This window comes from Enterococcus sp. FSL R5-0957, assembly GCF_038008005.1.
Taxonomy (GTDB): domain Bacteria; phylum Bacillota; class Bacilli; order Lactobacillales; family Enterococcaceae; genus Enterococcus_B; species Enterococcus_B faecium.
On the sequence record NZ_JBBOYG010000001.1, the window covers coordinates 375193 to 391595 of the forward strand.

Annotated in this window: 18 protein-coding genes; all 18 read left to right on the forward strand. The window is 37.9% G+C overall.

Annotated features, from left to right (window positions below; genetic code table 11):
• Positions 1 to 2 precede the first annotated feature (2 nt).
• The 18 genes from MKX69_RS01820 (at position 3) to MKX69_RS01905 (ending at position 16365) form a co-directional block, all read left to right on the forward strand.
• Complete coding sequence (locus MKX69_RS01820) at positions 3 to 305, forward strand: PTS sugar transporter subunit IIB (protein ID WP_002287534.1); 303 nt, start codon at positions 3 to 5, stop codon at positions 303 to 305.
• A 26-nt stretch (positions 306 to 331) separates the two neighbouring features.
• Complete coding sequence (locus MKX69_RS01825; RefSeq protein ID WP_002294703.1) at positions 332 to 1621, forward strand: PTS sugar transporter subunit IIC; 1290 nt, start codon at positions 332 to 334, stop codon at positions 1619 to 1621.
• Positions 1622 to 1639: 18 nt separating this feature from the next.
• Positions 1640 to 2047, forward strand: coding sequence for a hypothetical protein (locus tag MKX69_RS01830; RefSeq protein ID WP_002307887.1), 408 nt, complete (start codon positions 1640 to 1642; stop codon positions 2045 to 2047).
• Positions 2048 to 2069: 22 nt separating this feature from the next.
• Entirely contained in the window at positions 2070 to 2939 is an 870-nt protein-coding gene (locus MKX69_RS01835) for a class II fructose-bisphosphate aldolase (RefSeq protein ID WP_002294699.1), read from the forward strand.
• A gap of 1 nt (position 2940) precedes the next feature.
• Positions 2941 to 3561, forward strand: coding sequence for an AAA family ATPase (locus MKX69_RS01840; protein ID WP_002294697.1), 621 nt, complete (start codon positions 2941 to 2943; stop codon positions 3559 to 3561).
• Positions 3562 to 4009: 448 nt separating this feature from the next.
• A complete protein-coding gene (locus MKX69_RS01845) occupies positions 4010 to 4615 on the forward strand; it encodes an NUDIX hydrolase (RefSeq protein ID WP_114634712.1) in 606 nt (201 codons plus the stop codon).
• Between the two features lie 134 nt (positions 4616 to 4749).
• Positions 4750 to 5202 carry a MarR family winged helix-turn-helix transcriptional regulator gene (locus tag MKX69_RS01850; protein WP_002294693.1) on the forward strand — a complete coding sequence of 151 codons (453 nt, stop codon included), beginning with the start codon at positions 4750 to 4752 and terminating at the stop codon, positions 5200 to 5202.
• 36 nt (positions 5203 to 5238) lie between these two features.
• On the forward strand, positions 5239 to 5736 hold the full coding sequence (locus tag MKX69_RS01855; RefSeq protein WP_002321138.1) for a GNAT family N-acetyltransferase: 498 nt from the start codon (positions 5239 to 5241) through the stop codon (positions 5734 to 5736).
• Between the two features lie 17 nt (positions 5737 to 5753).
• Positions 5754 to 6464: a B3/B4 domain-containing protein gene (locus tag MKX69_RS01860; RefSeq protein WP_002296773.1), complete on the forward strand. Its 711-nt coding sequence runs from the start codon at positions 5754 to 5756 to the stop codon at positions 6462 to 6464.
• A 141-nt stretch (positions 6465 to 6605) separates the two neighbouring features.
• The gene (locus tag MKX69_RS01865) at positions 6606 to 7028 is read left to right on the forward strand and encodes a VOC family protein (RefSeq protein WP_002376108.1); all 423 of its coding nucleotides are present in this window, start codon (positions 6606 to 6608) and stop codon (positions 7026 to 7028) included.
• 19 nt (positions 7029 to 7047) lie between these two features.
• A complete protein-coding gene (locus MKX69_RS01870) occupies positions 7048 to 7272 on the forward strand; it encodes a hypothetical protein (protein WP_002294687.1) in 225 nt (74 codons plus the stop codon).
• A gap of 244 nt (positions 7273 to 7516) precedes the next feature.
• Positions 7517 to 8830 (forward strand): NCS2 family permease, encoded by a 1314-nt coding sequence (locus MKX69_RS01875; RefSeq protein WP_002307889.1) that lies wholly within the window; start codon positions 7517 to 7519, stop codon positions 8828 to 8830.
• Positions 8831 to 9157: 327 nt separating this feature from the next.
• On the forward strand, positions 9158 to 10795 hold the full coding sequence (locus MKX69_RS01880) for a glycoside hydrolase family 13 protein (RefSeq protein ID WP_114634711.1): 1638 nt from the start codon (positions 9158 to 9160) through the stop codon (positions 10793 to 10795).
• Between the two features lie 147 nt (positions 10796 to 10942).
• Entirely contained in the window at positions 10943 to 11377 is a 435-nt protein-coding gene (locus tag MKX69_RS01885; RefSeq protein WP_002315975.1) for a MarR family winged helix-turn-helix transcriptional regulator, read from the forward strand.
• A gap of 101 nt (positions 11378 to 11478) precedes the next feature.
• Positions 11479 to 12570 (forward strand): NADH-dependent flavin oxidoreductase, encoded by a 1092-nt coding sequence (locus tag MKX69_RS01890; protein WP_002328304.1) that lies wholly within the window; start codon positions 11479 to 11481, stop codon positions 12568 to 12570.
• 29 nt (positions 12571 to 12599) lie between these two features.
• The gene (locus MKX69_RS01895; protein ID WP_002319529.1) at positions 12600 to 13277 is read left to right on the forward strand and encodes a type 1 glutamine amidotransferase domain-containing protein; all 678 of its coding nucleotides are present in this window, start codon (positions 12600 to 12602) and stop codon (positions 13275 to 13277) included.
• Between the two features lie 342 nt (positions 13278 to 13619).
• Positions 13620 to 14915: an NAD(P)/FAD-dependent oxidoreductase gene (locus MKX69_RS01900; RefSeq protein WP_258430222.1), complete on the forward strand. Its 1296-nt coding sequence runs from the start codon at positions 13620 to 13622 to the stop codon at positions 14913 to 14915.
• Positions 14905 to 16365: a helix-turn-helix domain-containing protein gene (locus MKX69_RS01905; protein ID WP_002339544.1), complete on the forward strand. Its 1461-nt coding sequence runs from the start codon at positions 14905 to 14907 to the stop codon at positions 16363 to 16365. Before MKX69_RS01900 ends, MKX69_RS01905 begins: the two co-directional genes overlap by 11 nt.
• Positions 16366 to 16403: the final 38 nt, after the last annotated feature.

The following is a 16403-nucleotide window of genomic DNA, read 5'->3' on the forward strand; positions in this document are numbered from 1 at the left end:
AGATGAACAAATTGAACATTTTATTCGTATGCGGTGCAGGTTTAGGAAGCAGTTTTGCAGCACAGATGTCTGCTGAGGATGTTTTGAACAAATTAGGAGTAGAAGCCAAACTGGACCATTGTGATATTTCTTCCGCAGTTTCCATGAAACCAGATGTGATCATCACAGCAGAAAATTTTCGTTCGCAGTTCGAAAAGTTCGCAGTTGATCCTAAAACGGCGATGATCTATTTGAAAAATATTGTTTCAAAAAATGAAATTGAAGAAAAAATCACCCCAGTTCTGCAAGATAAGGGAGTTATCTAAATACAAAAAGAAAAGAGGGTAAAAACATGGGCGTTATCAATTTTATCATCGAAAATATTTTGACTCAGGCATCGATCACCATTGCATTGATTGCTATGTTGGGTCTACTACTGCAGAAGAAATCAGCAGGACAAGTCATCTCTGGCACGTTAAAAACACTCCTAGGATTTCAAGTATTGAGTGCCGGTTCGAGCATCATCGTTGGAAGTTTAACTTATTTCGGGAAAATCTTTACTGAAGGATTTCATATGCAAGGGATCATCCCTTCTATTGAATCTATCAATGGTCAAGCAATGAATGATTTGGGTTTAGGTAGAGATATTGCACTGACATTCTTAGCCATTTTTGTATTCAATATTATTTTGGCTCGTTTCACAAAATGGAAGTACATTTTTTTAACTGGTCAAGCAATTTTATGGATGGCAACGATGACGACAGTCTTTGGCTATTTTGCCGGTCTGCGAGGGATCGTATTGATCTTGGTCGGTGGTTTTATCGGAGCTTGTTTCGCCATTGCTATGCCGGCAGTAGCGCAACCGATCATTCGTAAAATCACTGGATCAAATGATATTGCTTTAGGTCATTTTTGTACGATCGGGTACTTATTTGAAGCCGGTGTTGCTAAGCTTTTTGGTGAGAAAGGCGAAAATAAAAAGTCGATCGAAGATATCAAGTTGCCGACACATTTCGAATTTCTGCAAGATACTTATTTGTCTGTCATGGTCGTGATGGTCCCGCTATATATCATCACTGTTTTATTTGCAGGCGAACCATTCGCTTCTGAATTATCAGGAGATCAAAACTATATCATGTTTGCCTTTTTACAAGCCATCCAATTCGTAGTGGGTGTGTATGTATTGCTAGCTGGTGTACGTCTACTGTTAGGTGAAATCGTGCCGGCATTTCGAGGGATAGCTATGAAATTAGTTCCTGATGCGATCCCTGCCTTAGATTGTCCAGTTTTCTTTCCTTATAGCCCAAATGCTGTCATTTTAGGTTTCATTACGACAACGATTGGTACGATTATTGCCATGTTTACTTTGCCCATGTTCGGCTTAGCGATGATTTTACCTGGTATGCTAACCAATTTCTTTGCCGGAGGGACAGCAGGGATATTTGGCAACGCAGTTGGCGGACGCCGAGGAGCGATCATTGGCGGTATTGCTCATGGTTTCTTTATTACATTATTGCCCGCTTTGCTAGTAACGATCTTTAATTCGATGGGATTCATCAATGCTACAGCAACCGATGTAGATACAGTAGCCGCAGCACTCTTATATGCCTGGATCTTAAGCCCAGTTTTGAAAGCATTTTAATTGAAAGTAGGGAAAATGATGTTTGGATTTTTTAAGAAAAAAGAAAAAGAACCGAAAAAAGTTCTGGCAAAAGAAGAAAAAGCCCTATCGCCAGAAGCGACCGAAAAGATTCAATCAGAGATTACACAATTGAAACAAGAGATTTCCACTACCCAAGATAGGCATAAATTAGCGGAACTTTATGAACAAGTTGGACTTAAATTTTCTGAATTGTATGAGAACGATCAAGCCATCCAATATTTAGAAAAGAGCTTGGAAAATAAACAGACGATCGGAGATGGGTATAAAAAACTGATGAGCCTCTATAACCAGAAGCGTGCAGATGCTGCTCGTGCTGGTGATGATCAAGGGATCGATTACTACATGGGCAAAATGGATGAGATGCGACAAATTGCAAAACAAGTAACGATCAAAGGAAACAAATAAAAAGATAAGGTGGCAATAAAAGATGTATACAACATTGAAAGAAGTAACAAAAACAGCAGAAGAGTTGAATTTTACAGTTGGAGCTTTTAATACGCATAACCTAGAAATGCTTCCTGCCATGCTAGGCGCAGCAAAAGAAATGGGTTCGCCAATCATTATTCAAACAAGTGTCGATACCGCTAAATATATCGGCATGCATGTGTTAGTCAATGTAATGACAGCTATTGCAGAAGAAGAAATGGTTGATGCAGTCTTGCACTTAGACCACGCCCGAGACTTTGATGATATCAAAGAAGCAATCGACAGCGGATATACTTCTGTCATGTATGATGGGTCCCATCTGCCTTTCAAAGAAAATATCCTGAAGACAAAAGCAGTAGTAGAATATGCCCATGCGCACGGTGTTTCCGTAGAAGGAGAACTTGGAACAATCGGCGGTACAGAAGAAGGAATCCATGTCGCTGAAAATGACAAGGTATATACAAGACCGGAAGACGCAGTGAAATTTGTAGAAGCTACAGGCGTGGATGCATTAGCTATTGCTATCGGTACGAATCATGGACAATTCAAATCAAAAACAGAAGTAAACATTCCCTTGCTGAAAGAAATCGATGCAGTAGTTGATGTCCCCCTAGTTATCCATGGAGGAACAGGTGTGAAAGAAGAAGATTATCCTGAATTGATCAATAACGGGATCCGCAAATTCAATGTTGGAACGGAGCTTTTAGTCAACTGGACGAAAGTAGCTAAAGAAACCTTTAGTGAAACAGAAATCAACAAGTCTCTTCGCCATAATGTGATTCCAGCAAATGAAGCAGTAAAAGAAATTGTCAAGCATAAGATTGGACTGTTTATGAACTTGGAAAGTCCAATTAACTTAGGAAATAAATGAGATGAAAAAGTATTTCATTCTTCTGGCTGGTAGTCCTGGTACAGGAAAAACATATCTTATGAATAAACTACGGGAACGATTTCCAGATATGTATGCCATCACGCTCGATGAAATCAAGGAATACTATGCAGAATCCATCGGGTTTAACAATTTGGAAGAACGGGCGGAACAAGAAAGGACGAAAGTTTATCCTTTCTATTACAAAGCACTTGATTTGTATATGGAAGCAGGAAAGAAAGTGATTGTGTCCGAGTATCCTTTTAGTGATAAGCAAAAAGCACGACTCCAAGAATTAGCAGATAGATACGGATATCAGGTGATCACGATTCGCCTAACAGCAGACTTTGAAGTGTTATGGCAACGTCGGTACAAACGTGATCGTGAATCAGATCGTCATTTGAGCTATATCATGGATCATTATCACTATGGTGACGTATTGGAAGATCGAACGAAAGGGACCAATCATATTACGAAAGAAGCATTCAAAAAGATCATCGCCGACCGAAAATATGACAAATTCCAGTTAGGAACACTATATGAATTTGATGTAACAGACTATACTCAAGTGGATTACACTCCACTATTGGATAAATTAGAAAAAGAAATCAATGACAATAAGTAACAAAGAAATGGCTTAATATCGAAAAATTGGCTTTTGAACACCGTTTAAGGAAGAGGTTGTGAAGTCAGTGTTTTAATATGAGTATTATAGAAAAAAACGGCAAAATAGCTCCTCATATTTTGCCGTTTTTTTAGTGAATACCGAGCATCAGCTGATTGAACACCGTTTAGTGGGGAGGTTGTGAAAAAGCTGTCCTGCCTCAATTAATAAGAACAGCCAAACAAGAATAGCTCATCATATTTTTCGTTTGGTGGGGCTTATTACTGCAGATGCAAGCTTTTGAACGCCGTTTATTCACAGCCCCAGAGAAGTCGAATGTCTTTTGTTCTCGAGTTTTTTAACATTCTTTTATTTATTGCAGATTTCATTATATTTATTTGCCGTAATTAAACTAGTCTTCTATACTTGATTACATAGTCATACATTTGCTAAAAAAGAAGGGAAGAGAATGAACAAGAAGTTGGCTCAATACAAAAGACTACTCGCACTTTCTCAAGCTGGTCTATATTATGGAAAAGATGTATTTGATAAAGAGCGTTTTGAGGAGATCCGGACGATTTCATTGGAATTGATCAGTGAAATAGGAAAAGAAACTTTCGAAGAAATAAAAGCGCTCACAACGATTGGAGAAGGACATCCAACACCAAAAATAGATGTTCGTGCCTATATCAAAAAAGAAGGCAAGGTCCTACTAATCGAAGATAAACGGACGAAAGAATGGTCACTTCCTGGTGGATTTGCTGAAATAGGATTGTCTCCTGAAGAAAATGTGCGTAAAGAAGTCTATGAAGAAATAGGATTAACAGTAGAAACTACTCAGTTGCGAGCAGTTTTTGATACGAATAAACAAAAAGATATTCCACAGCTTTTTCAGTATTATAAACTTGTTTTTGCTTGTGCGATCCACGGTGAAGAGGCCAAGTTTATTGAGAATAATGAAACTTCCAACATGGGATTTTTTAGTATAGAAGAGTTGCCAAAGCTATCAGAAAAGCGAACAACGAAGAAACAGTTACTTATTTTAGAAAACAAAAACCAGATCTATTGTGATTGAGCTTTTTCGTAAAAGAAGAAAAGAATATACTTTACTAGTTATTAAAAAAGAACTTGATTTTTTTATTGAAAATAGTTGCATTTGCAACAAAAAGAGGTAAACTAGTCTTACAAACAAAATAAAGGTGGGATGAAATGGCTGAAATCCTTCGAGACATCGGAATGATTGCCCGAGCGCTAGATTCTATTAGCAATATCGAATTCAAAGAAGTCGATTTAACAAGAGGACAGTATCTTTATTTAGTACGTATTTGCGAAAATCCTGGAATCATCCAAGAAAAACTAGCAGAAATGATCAAAGTAGATCGTACAACGACTGCCCGAGCAATCAAGAAATTAGAATCCAATGGGATGATCGAACGTTTGGAAGATAAAGAAAATAAAAAAATCAAGAAACTCTATCCGACTAAAAAAGGAGCAGAAATCTATCCTTTCATCATTCGAGAAAACAACTACTCCAATGCAGTCGCATTAAATGGTCTTTCTGACGAAGAAGCAAAACAATTGGAATATCTTTTAAATAAAGTATGCAAGAATGTTAGCGAAGATTGGAATTTTGTCAAAAAAGGCAATAAAAGGATCTATTGAAAGGAAGAAGCCGTGAATAAATACGAAATTCGAAAAATGACGCCTTCAGATGTAGACTTACTACAACAAATTAGTATCGAAACATTTACAGATACATTTGGAAAAGATAATTCACCGGAGCATTTAGCTGATTACTTGACACAAGCTTATGCACTAGAAAAACTTACAGAAGAGCTAAAAGATAAAGAAACCGATTTTTTCCTAGTGAGTATCGATCAAGAGCCTGCGGGTTACCTGAAACTAAATACAGGAACGAGTCAATCTGAGGAAATGGCTGATCATTTTTTAGAAATCGAGCGAATCTATGTACGAAAAAAATTTAAACATCAAGGTATCGGTACATTTTTACTAGATACAGCTATTGAAAAAGCAAAAGAAAAGCAAAAAACAGCCATTTGGCTCGGTGTTTGGGAACACAACGATGTTGCGCTCGCTTTTTATCGTAAAAAAGGATTTATCAAATACAGCGAACATGTTTTTTATATGGGAGATGATCCCCAAACAGACTATCTATTCATCAAGCAATTATTCTAATCAAGAGGTGTGAACAGATGAAAAAAGTAATAGTGGATACCAATTTCTGGGAAGTATTTCCTGAAGCAACCATCGAAATCTTATCCGTAAATGGTATCGATAACCACGTAACAAAAGAAAGTGAAGAAACGTATCATCAATTATTGAATGAGGCAGCAAAAGAAGCAAGAAATTACCTTACAGAAGAAACATTCAGCCAAAACGAAGTCATTGCTCAGTGGCGTCAGGCATTTACCACATTCAAGACTAAAAAAGGTGCACGTTCTTCTATTGAAGCTTTACTGAAACGTGCAAATCAAGAACGGGAATTTTTCCCAATCAATCCGCTTGTAGATATCTATAATAGTATTTCCTTGTCTTTTGGCGTACCTTGCGGCGGAGAAGATATCGAAAAGATCGCAGGAAATCTGCATTTAGGAAAAGCCCAAGGTGGCGAATCATTCCTGCCTTTAGGTGCAGATTCCGATGCTCCGGCACTTCCGGAAGAAATCATCTACTATGATGAACAAGGAGCGATCTGTCGCTGTCTCAACTGGCGTGAAGCCCAAAGAACGATGCTGACGGAAGAAACACAAGCAGCGGTGCTGGTCATTGAATCCATCAATGCTGAACAAGCGGCACGTGGCGCACAGGCAATCGAAGCGTTGAAGGAAAAAATCGATCAAACATTTGGCGTAACTAGTGTTAGACACACACTAACCAAAGATGAATCAGAAGCAGAATTATAAAAGAATCGAAAAAAGAAGAGCGGCATTCATTGCCGTTTTTTTTTTGTAAAAAAAGTTTGTGGAGGAAAGCAATCCTAGAAACTATTGCTTTATTTTTCTTGAATAGTATCAAACACAAGGTGTTTGCGCTTTCGTGATATAATGAAATCAGTTTATAGACAGGAAAGAAAATCAAATAGAAAGAAGGGTCAAACGATGATACAAAAAACACGTGTGATGCTTTATGTCAATGACGTAGAGATGATTTGCCGATTCTTTGTAGAAAAAATTGGTGCAGAAATTTCTGAAACAATCGAATTGCCAGAAGAATTTAAGAGTATTGTACTCAGCATCTCAAAAGAATTAGAATTAGGCGTATTCCCAAAAGTATTTGTGCAGAAATTTTCACCAGAAGTATTAGGACCACCGCCTTCTTTAGTGTTTTTTACGGACGAATTTGAGACTATCTACGAGAACATGGAAGAACCAGGAGAAATCACAGATAACAATGGCATCTTGACTTTCAATTTTTCTGACCCTGAAGGCAATTATTTTGTTATAGGAAAAGCTGAGTCGTCTGATTGAATAAAAAGGAGGAAAAACAGTGGATCTAATGGGAAGATTAGAAGGTTATTTGAAGTATCGGCGAGCAAAACATAGTGAGAAGCTTCGAGCAAAGAATCTCAAATCAGGAAAAAAGAAGACAAAAGGCTGGGGAAAAATGGTCGATACAGGTTTTGGCGGACTAAATAATCTGAATCCTGTCGATACAAAAGAATTCATCAAAGAAGAACAGAAACGAAATGGTAAAATCAAATCACACTATTGATTTTTGAGACTAGAATGAAGAAACTTTATTAACACAATAAAGAAATTCTTGTAATCCAAAGTGAATGTTCATGAACTTTGAGATAAAGAGATTTAATCAGATGGAACGTTCGGATTTTGCTTAAAATCCGAATTTTTTGTTTACTTATGTTTTGTTTTAGTATATGATAAAACACGTTGTTTTATTAATAAATCGAAATTTTAACGGACTTTATTTATAATGTTCGGATTTAGGGGGATGGAAGATGAAGGAAAAAATACTTTCCTACTTCGAAATAGAAAAATTGAACACCACGGTAAAACGTGAGGTACTGGCAGGATTTACAACATTTATCTCAATGGCTTATATCTTATTTGTAAATCCAACTGTATTAGGTGCTTCTGGAATGGATGAAGGAGCAGTGTTTACTGCGACTGCATTAGCCAGTGCGATCGGCTGTATTTTAATGGGGGTATTAGCCCGTTATCCAATTGGAACGGCACCTGCTCTTGGGATCAATGCTTTTTTTGCTTATTCTGTTTGTTTAGGAATGGGGATTCCATGGGAAACAGCATTAGCCGGCGTATTCGTTGCTTCTTTGATTTTTATTTTGATCACAATCTTCAAGCTGCGGGAAATGATCATTGATGCGATCCCAGCAGATTTGAAATATGCGATTTCTGGCGGTATCGGTCTATTTATCGCTTTCCTTGGTCTGAGCGAAGGTGGGATCATCGTTTCGAATGAATCTACATTAGTAGGATTAGGATCACTCAACGTTGGTTCTACTTGGTTGACGATTTTTGGATTAGTCGTAACTGCTATCTTGCTTGTTCGGCGTGTACCAGGTGGCATCTTCATCGGGATGGCAGCTACAACGATTTTAGGTCTGGTCACAGGTTTGATTCCAATGCCTTCTGAAATTGTTGCCGCAGCACCAAGTTTGAAACCAACATTTTTAGTTGCATTAAAACATGTAGGGGACATCAATTCTCTTCAAATGTGGGTCGTAGTGCTGACATTCTTGCTTGTGACTTTCTTTGATACAGCAGGAACTTTAGTTGGATTAGCAAACCAAGCAGGTTTCATGAAAGACAACAAGATGCCTCGCGTAGGGAAAGCTTTAGCTTCTGATTCAACAGCTATGCTTGCGGGTTCCTTATTAGGTACTTCTCCTGTTGGTGCATTTGTAGAATCATCAGCTGGTATCGCCGTTGGAGGACGTTCAGGTATCACAGCTATTACTACAGGGATTTTCTTCTTGTTAGGCTTGTTCTTTTCTCCATTACTATCAGTTGTTACTTCACAAGTAACTGCACCAGCATTGATTATGGTAGGAGTATTGATGGCACAATCTTTGCGACAAATCGAATGGGGAAAATTAGAGATTGCGATCCCTTCATTCTTGATCTTGATCGGCATGCCTTTGACTTATAGTATTTCAGATGGGATTGCATTAGGTTTTATCTTCTATCCAATTACCATGTTAGCAGCTAAAAGAGGAAAAGAAGTATCTCCCATCATGTATGGTCTGTTCTTTGTATTCGTGGGATTCATGTGGATATTGAATGTGAAATAAAGAGGTTGTGAAATCAGTGTTCTGGCCTGAGTATTAGAGAAAAAAACGAAAAAATAGTTCCTCATATTTTGCCGTTTTTTGAGCTAATACCAAGGGACAGCTGAGTGAACACCGTTTATAAAGAAGTTGTGAAATCAGCATTCTTCCCTGCATAAATCAATCCTTTCAAAAAACAGTTGAGGAAATTTCCTCAGCTGTTTTTTTGTTTTATTCTGTTACCGATAACAAGGTGCAATAGCTATTTGAAAGCGTTACAATTTTTAGTGAGAGAGACTAAAATAAATGATTAAGCAAAAAATAGAAACATCCATTTATAGGAGGAAAATCATGGAACAAAAATGGTGGCACCATTCAGTTGTTTATCAAATCTATCCAAGAAGTTTTCAAGATTCAAATCAAGATGGTATTGGAGATTTGCGGGGGATTATTTCCAGGTTGGATTATCTGGCGTATTTAGGTATTGATGCAATTTGGCTTTCTCCAGTATACGAGTCTCCGAATGATGACAATGGGTATGATATCAGTAATTATCAAGCAATCATGGCAGAATTCGGTACGATGGAAGAAATGGAAGAACTGATTGAAGAAGCAAAGAAAAGAAATATCCGTATCATCATGGATCTGGTGGTGAATCATACTTCTGATGAACATCCGTGGTTCATTGAGGCCCGTAAAAATAAAGAAAATCCTTATCGGGACTATTATATTTGGCGTGATCTGGTCAATGGAAAAGAGCCTAATAGATTGCGCTCAATATTCAGTGGTTCTGCTTGGCAGTTGGATGAAAAAACGGGGCAATATTTTCTGCACTTGTATAGCAAGCGTCAACCTGATTTGAATTGGAAAAATAAACAGGTTCGCCAAGAGATTTATCAAATGATGAATTTCTGGATCGATAAAGGTATTGGTGGCTTTCGTATGGACGTGATCGATATGATTGGCAAAGAACCGGATAAAGAAATCACAAGTAATGGACCTAAACTGCATGAGTATCTTCAGGAAATGAATCAAGCAACTTTTGGTGACAAAAATCTGATGACTGTTGGCGAAACATGGGGAGCAACTACCGAAATCGCGAAACTTTATTCCAATCCTAAAAGAAATGAATTATCCATGGTCTTCCAATTCGAACACATAGGATTAGATCAGCAAGAAGGCAAAGACAAATGGGATTTGAAACCCTTGAGTATCTCTGAACTGAAAAAAGTATTATCGAAATGGCAAACTTCTTTGGGTGGTGAAGGATGGAATAGTTTATTTTGGAATAATCATGATCTTCCGCGAATTGTTTCTCGTTGGGGAAATGACGATGTGTATCGAAAAGAAAGTGCCAAGATGTTTGCTATCTTGCTTCATATGATGAAAGGTACTCCTTATATCTATCAAGGAGAAGAATTAGGCATGACGAATTGCCCAATTGATGATATCGCGGAAGCAAAAGATATTGAGACAATCAATATGTATAACGAAAGGATTTCTTCTGGATTTACAAAAGAGGAAATCTTGGAATCAATCAATGTGAAAGGAAGAGACAATGCTAGGACGCCTATGCAATGGAACGCCCGTGAACATGCTGGGTTTACTACTGGAATTCCATGGCTTCGAGTCAACCCAAATTATAAAGAAATCAATGCAGAAGAAGCGTTAGCAGATCAAGATTCTGTTTTTTATATGTACAAGAAATTGATCGATTTGCGTAGAAAACATGACATCATCGTCTGGGGAGACTATGAATTAGTAGAAGAGACGCCAGAGCATGTCTTTGCCTATTCTCGCATATATGAAGATCAGCGATGGCTCGTTGTTTGCAATATGTCTAGTGAAAAACAGGTGTTCACTGTTCCACGTGAAGCTTTAAGGATTATTGTGTCAAATTATCCTCTGAAACAGTTACCAGACGGCAAAGTCGAGTTACGACCATATGAAGCATTTGTGGTGGAAGTAAATAAAGAAAAGCTTATTTGATTGAAACGTATTACCGAGAGGTTGTGACACATTTTTTGTCACAACTTCTTTTTCTCAAAACTAAACAGAGGAGGCGGTCATTACTCCGTGTTTTTTGACAAAAAATAAAAATCATACTATGATATGTACGCCAATGGAGGGGATGAAATGGAAAAGCCAATTGAAAAAGCGTTGGATGAATGTCTTTTCTTTAGCGTGAAAAAGCTAGATCGCCTATTGAATAAATTAGCTGATGAAGCGTTTAGAAAAACAGGTCTGGCACCAACTTATGGATTTATTTTATTGATATTAAAAGAAAAAGATGGTATACCGCAAAAAGATATTGCACAAATGCTCTATTCTGCGCCTTCAACAATCGCTCGTTTTGTTGAAAAATTAGAATATAAAGGATACGTCAAAACAGTTAGCGAAGGGCGCTTGTCATTAGTTTATCTTACAGAACAAGGACGCCAATTTACTAAGGAAGTCGATGGTAGTTGGGAAGAACTCCATCAGTCGTACAAAGCAGTCTTGGGAAATGAAGCAAGTAAAGAATTAGCCGAGATAATGAATGAAGCAACAGATAAGTTACAAAAAAAATAAAAATTTTTTAAGCAAATTAGTTGCATGTGCAACTAACAGAGTGGTTTAATGATAGATGATTCTCGATAGGTTAATCAGAGCGAATTATGGGAGGAATGACAATGTCACAATTTGATCAATCAATTACTTTACCTTCAGGAGTTCAATTGAAGAACCGATTGATGCTGTCGCCTATGACGACACAACTCAGCTTCTTCAATGGAGTGATCACCGAAGATGAGATCACTTATTATAAACAACGTTCTAAAGGACTTGGTGCTGTTATTACTGGTGCTGCAAATGTCCAAGATATCGGAAAAGGCTGGCCAGGTGAACTGAGCATCGCTCACGATGAAATGATTCCTCGGTTAAGTGAACTAGCTAAAGCAATCCAAGGAGAAGGTGCAAAAGCGATTGTTCAGATTTTCCACGGTGGACGAATGACTAGTCGAGCTACTCTATCAGGAGAACAGCCTGTATCTGCAAGTGCAGTTGCAGCGGAACGACCTGATGCAGAAACACCGCGAGCATTAAGTGAAAATGAAATCAAAGAAACAATCCAAGCATTTGGCGAAGCCACACGCAGAGCGATTGAATCAGGATTTGATGGAATCGAGTTGCATGGAGCAAATACGTATTTGATTCAACAATTTTTCTCTCCGCATTCGAATAGACGAGAGGATCAATGGGGCGGTAGCTTGGAAAGTCGTTATCGTTTTATTGAAGAATTATTAACAACGGTTTTCTCAGCGGTTGAACAATATGCTAAAAAACCATTCATCGTAGGGTATCGTTTCTCACCAGAAGAATATGAAACACCAGGTATCCGTTTTGAAGACACGATCTGGCTTCTTGAACGATTACGTGAGTCAAAACTAGATTATCTGCATGTTTCATTAAATATGTATGATCGAATAGCTCGTTCTGATAAATACAACGATAAATCGATTCTTGAAGTGGTCCATAACACGATTCAAGGAAAGATCCCTTTAGTTGGTGTCGGTGGGATCCGCAATCGCGAAGATGTAGAGCAGGTATTGAAATATGCAGAACTTGCAGCAATTGGACAGCAAATGATCGTCGATCCTGACTGGGCAGAGAAATTATTGGAAAACCGTGAGGATGAATTTGTAACGAAACCCTTCGAAGAAGCATATAAAGAGCTTTATTTGCCAAGTCCATTATATAATTTCTTGAAAGCACGTTATCAATAACGCAATTTTTATAGAAAGAGGATGGGAAAATGAAAGTATTGATCGTATTAACAAATGTAGAAAAGTACGAAAAGATCGAGCGTCCTACAGGTTTGTGGTTAAGTGAACTGACTCATTTTTATGATGTATTAGTAAAAAATGGGATCGATGCAGATTTTGTCAGTCCTAAAGGCGGATATGTACCTTTAGAACCGCAAAGTGTTTTGAATATGGATGAAATCGATTGGGCCTATTATAAAGATGAAGATTTCAGAAATCGGGCCTTGGGAAATACCTTACGTCCTGATGATGTGGATGCAAATGATTATGCAGCGGTTTATTATGCTGGTGGCCACGGAACAATGTGGGATTTTCCAGAAGCAATAGATCTTGGGAAAGTCGCTTCACAAATCTATCGAAATGAAGGGCTGGTCTCAGCTGTTTGTCACGGTGTTGTAGGATTGTTGCCAGTTACAGATGAGTCTGGAAAATCTATTTTAGCTGGACGTACAGTGACTGGGTTCAGTAATGAAGAAGAGGAAGCAAATGGTACAACGAATGAAGTACCATTCTTAGCAGAAGATGCTTTGAAAGAAAAAGGAGCAAACTATCAGTCTGGTGGAGCTTTTTCAGAAGTGGTTCACATTGATGGGCGGCTTCTTACAGGGCAAAATCCTCAATCTGCTCATCAATTAGGCGAAGCAGTTGTTGAAGCATTAAAGAATTAAAAATTGTTAGCATAAAAATGATGTGTCTATTCTAACTATTACATTACACACACTAAAACTCGTCTTTTCGTTCTTTTCTGTTTCCTATTTGGACAGAGGTACGTAAAAGGCGAGTTTTTTTCTTTTATAAGAGTACATTTTTTGAAACATCTCTTCAGAAATGATACTCTTCAATTAGGTCCACTAGTATATTATTGAGAAACAGACCTAGAACACGGTATGATGGAGAGGGTTGATTCTGCTGCATCGCTATGTATCATAAGGTTGAAAGCGAGTTATGAATACTGTGTTTTCTGATTGAGAAGTTAGCAGTAGAACACCTTATAAGAAAGAGGAATGCAGATGAACATTGTAATTGTCGGCGGGTCGTTTGCAGGGATTCATGCGGCTATTTATCTTCGCCAATTGATGCCAACAAGTGAAATATATTTGATTGAAAAGCAATCGAAGTTAGGATGGATTCCCAGCGGGTTCAATTTGATATTAAAAGGAAAGGTTACCAGTGAAAAACAACTTTCTTGGATCACGAAAGAAGAACTGACTGACCGCTATCGAATCCATGTTTACACAGAAAAGACAGTAATAGGATTGAAAGAAAAAAAAGTCGTTTTAGCAGGAGGAAAAAAATTGGATTTTGATCGTTTGATTCTAGCGACTGGTTCAAATCAAAAGTTTCGAAATATTTCTGCAGAATCAACGCTTATTCATCCAGTTAAAAAGATACAAAACGTAACGGCTCTTCAGCAAAAGATCATGAATGCAAAGAAAATTGCAATTATTGGTGCAGGACAAGCAGGAATCGAAATAGCTGAAGGTTTGGCATCAAGAAAAAAACAAATCCATCTTTACGAAAGCCGAGAGTCAATTCTTTTTCGTTATCTAGATCCTGAAATGACAGAACCGTTAGTAAAGGAAATGAAAAATCAAGGGCTTTCACTTTTTTTAGAAGAACAAGTTGTGTCTTTGACTGAAAATGAAACCGCTATTGTAGAGACGGAAAAAAGAAAGGAGAACTATGATCTTGTTTTGCTGGCTAATCATTCTCGCCCCGACAATCAGATGTGGGAAGAACAATTAACATTGAATGATGATGGAACGATCTGGGTAGATGACTACTTGCAAACGTCTCAAAAAGACGTCTATGCGATTGGCGATGCGATCCAAGTAACTTTTCGTCCAACAAATGAAAAAATGTATGTTTCTCTAGTAAATAACGCTGTCCGTACAGCACGAAATGTCAGCAAGACAATTAGTGGCTCACAGACAAAGGATCAGGGAACCTATCGTCCAGTCGGCAATCAGTGGTTTGGCTATTTCTTAGGAAGCGTAGGTTTGACAGAAGAAGAGAGCATTTTTTATCCCCAAAAAATTGAAACAGGATACGTAGAATACAAGCTTACAGCAATAAATCAAAGCAAAGTTAAACTCAAATTTCTATTTGATTCTGAAAAAAAGATTCTTGGAGCACAGCTCCAAAGCAAAAAAGAGATGTTCCACCTTCTTGACCAACTGACAATTGCAGTAGAAGAAGGATGGACGTTTGAACAGTTAGAAGAACATGAGCTATTTTTCCAGCCAGAATACCGTGTGCCAGATATGGTGTGGTCAAAGGTGGCGAATACTGCCTATGAAGATTGAAGCATTATTAGAAAGAAAAGAGCAGTTACAGATCCTGATTTTGCGAAACCTTGTTCTGCAAGGGGGAACAGCCTCTATCAATGGTTTGAGAGAGCATGTCCAACTGTCAAAAGCCTCGTTTGATCAATATTTGGAAGATATTGAATTGATTGGCCGAATGATGGAAAAAAAAGTAGAAGTACAGCGAAATGAGTATCAGGCGCTGCTGGTGTTGGACGAAGATGTAAGTTTGGAAAAAATTCTATTGTTTTTATTGCAGGAAAGCTTGAAGTTTAAGATGCTCGTCTATTTATTAGAACATCAGCAAGTATCCATCATTCGATTAGCGACAGCGTTTAATATCAGTGAGTCTTCTGTTTTTCGAAAGATCAAAGAATTGAACCAGCTCTTAGAGGAATTTGGATTACAAATCAAAAACGGTCAATTATACGGAGAAGAGCTACAGATACGATATTTTTATTATGAACTATTCCAATATATCCCGGAAGATCAGCGACCGCTTTTTTTGCAAAATACACCAGAAAAAAGACCGTTCATTCTAGGATTGGACCGTGTATTAGAAACAACGTTTACGGCATCAGCAGAAGCACAGATTGCTTGCTGGCTCGGGATTACGAAAAAAAGACTATTGAATGAAAAAAGTACGTACGCAACTTTGAAAGAAAAGAAATTACTCTATCAGTCGGACCGGCTTTATCAAGCAATCGATCCAATCATCGTGATGCATCTTAGTCGAACAGCAGCAGAACTGAATGTATACGAAACAATGATGTTTTACAGCTTTTTTGTTTCTTTTTCGATAGTAGACGAAGAAATATTTTATCAGTATGATTTGACACGGAGCAAAAAGTTACCAACCGCTGTTTTAGATACTTACATTCGGGAAACGATGTTATGGCATTATCGTCCTCGTCGTTTGAAAATCAAAGAAGAAAAGGCAGTAGGCTACCAAATTTCCCAGATCAACAATGAATGGTTTTTCTTTGTTGGAAAGATCGAAGTCTACGAGCGTGATCGGCTTTTGGAACAGCAGCAGAAAATGCTCGGGCATTCCTTAACACAGTTACTGGCGAAACTACAGGAAACAGCGGTGCAGCAATTGCCGAGGAAAAGAGCTGAAGGCAGTGAGCTTAGTTACCTGATGATCCAGTATGCCAATGTTCTTTTGATGATCGATTTTTATATTGCAAAACCAGTAGTGATTGGAATCGATTTAGAAAGTCTGCCGATTTATCGTATTGCTTTTCAACAATATCTGATCAGAGAACTGAGGGGAATCGGCGGTATTGAGATTGGAAGTTATGAAGAAGGTAAAGAATATGATTTGGTGATCACATTTTGCCAGAGAAACAAAAAACAGTGTGAATATTATCTGTCAGAATTTGCGTCACCTTACGACATTATTCGATTGAAAAGAAGAATAGAGACGCTGAAAAAAGAAAAGAATTGATTAAAAAATAGCTTCATAATAAAAAACTGTCAAAAAAA

Excerpts from the sequence above, each read along its gene's own strand:
- MKX69_RS01820 (WP_002287534.1), top strand. The coding sequence starts at position 3 with ATGAACAAATTGAACATTTTATTCGTATGCGGTGCAGGTTTAGGAAGC.
- MKX69_RS01825 (WP_002294703.1), top strand. The coding sequence starts at position 332 with ATGGGCGTTATCAATTTTATCATCGAAAATATTTTGACTCAGGCATCG.
- MKX69_RS01830 (WP_002307887.1), top strand. The coding sequence starts at position 1,640 with ATGTTTGGATTTTTTAAGAAAAAAGAAAAAGAACCGAAAAAAGTTCTG.
- MKX69_RS01835 (WP_002294699.1), top strand. The coding sequence starts at position 2,070 with ATGTATACAACATTGAAAGAAGTAACAAAAACAGCAGAAGAGTTGAAT.
- MKX69_RS01840 (WP_002294697.1), top strand. The coding sequence starts at position 2,941 with ATGAAAAAGTATTTCATTCTTCTGGCTGGTAGTCCTGGTACAGGAAAA.
- MKX69_RS01845 (WP_114634712.1), top strand. The coding sequence starts at position 4,010 with ATGAACAAGAAGTTGGCTCAATACAAAAGACTACTCGCACTTTCTCAA.
- MKX69_RS01850 (WP_002294693.1), top strand. The coding sequence starts at position 4,750 with ATGGCTGAAATCCTTCGAGACATCGGAATGATTGCCCGAGCGCTAGAT.
- MKX69_RS01855 (WP_002321138.1), top strand. The coding sequence starts at position 5,239 with ATGACGCCTTCAGATGTAGACTTACTACAACAAATTAGTATCGAAACA.
- MKX69_RS01860 (WP_002296773.1), top strand. The coding sequence starts at position 5,754 with ATGAAAAAAGTAATAGTGGATACCAATTTCTGGGAAGTATTTCCTGAA.
- MKX69_RS01865 (WP_002376108.1), top strand. The coding sequence starts at position 6,606 with ATGAAATCAGTTTATAGACAGGAAAGAAAATCAAATAGAAAGAAGGGT.
- MKX69_RS01875 (WP_002307889.1), top strand. The coding sequence starts at position 7,517 with ATGAAGGAAAAAATACTTTCCTACTTCGAAATAGAAAAATTGAACACC.
- MKX69_RS01880 (WP_114634711.1), top strand. The coding sequence starts at position 9,158 with ATGGAACAAAAATGGTGGCACCATTCAGTTGTTTATCAAATCTATCCA.
- MKX69_RS01885 (WP_002315975.1), top strand. The coding sequence starts at position 10,943 with ATGGAAAAGCCAATTGAAAAAGCGTTGGATGAATGTCTTTTCTTTAGC.
- MKX69_RS01890 (WP_002328304.1), top strand. The coding sequence starts at position 11,479 with ATGTCACAATTTGATCAATCAATTACTTTACCTTCAGGAGTTCAATTG.
- MKX69_RS01895 (WP_002319529.1), top strand. The coding sequence starts at position 12,600 with ATGAAAGTATTGATCGTATTAACAAATGTAGAAAAGTACGAAAAGATC.
- MKX69_RS01900 (WP_258430222.1), top strand. The coding sequence starts at position 13,620 with ATGAACATTGTAATTGTCGGCGGGTCGTTTGCAGGGATTCATGCGGCT.
- MKX69_RS01905 (WP_002339544.1), top strand. The coding sequence starts at position 14,905 with ATGAAGATTGAAGCATTATTAGAAAGAAAAGAGCAGTTACAGATCCTG.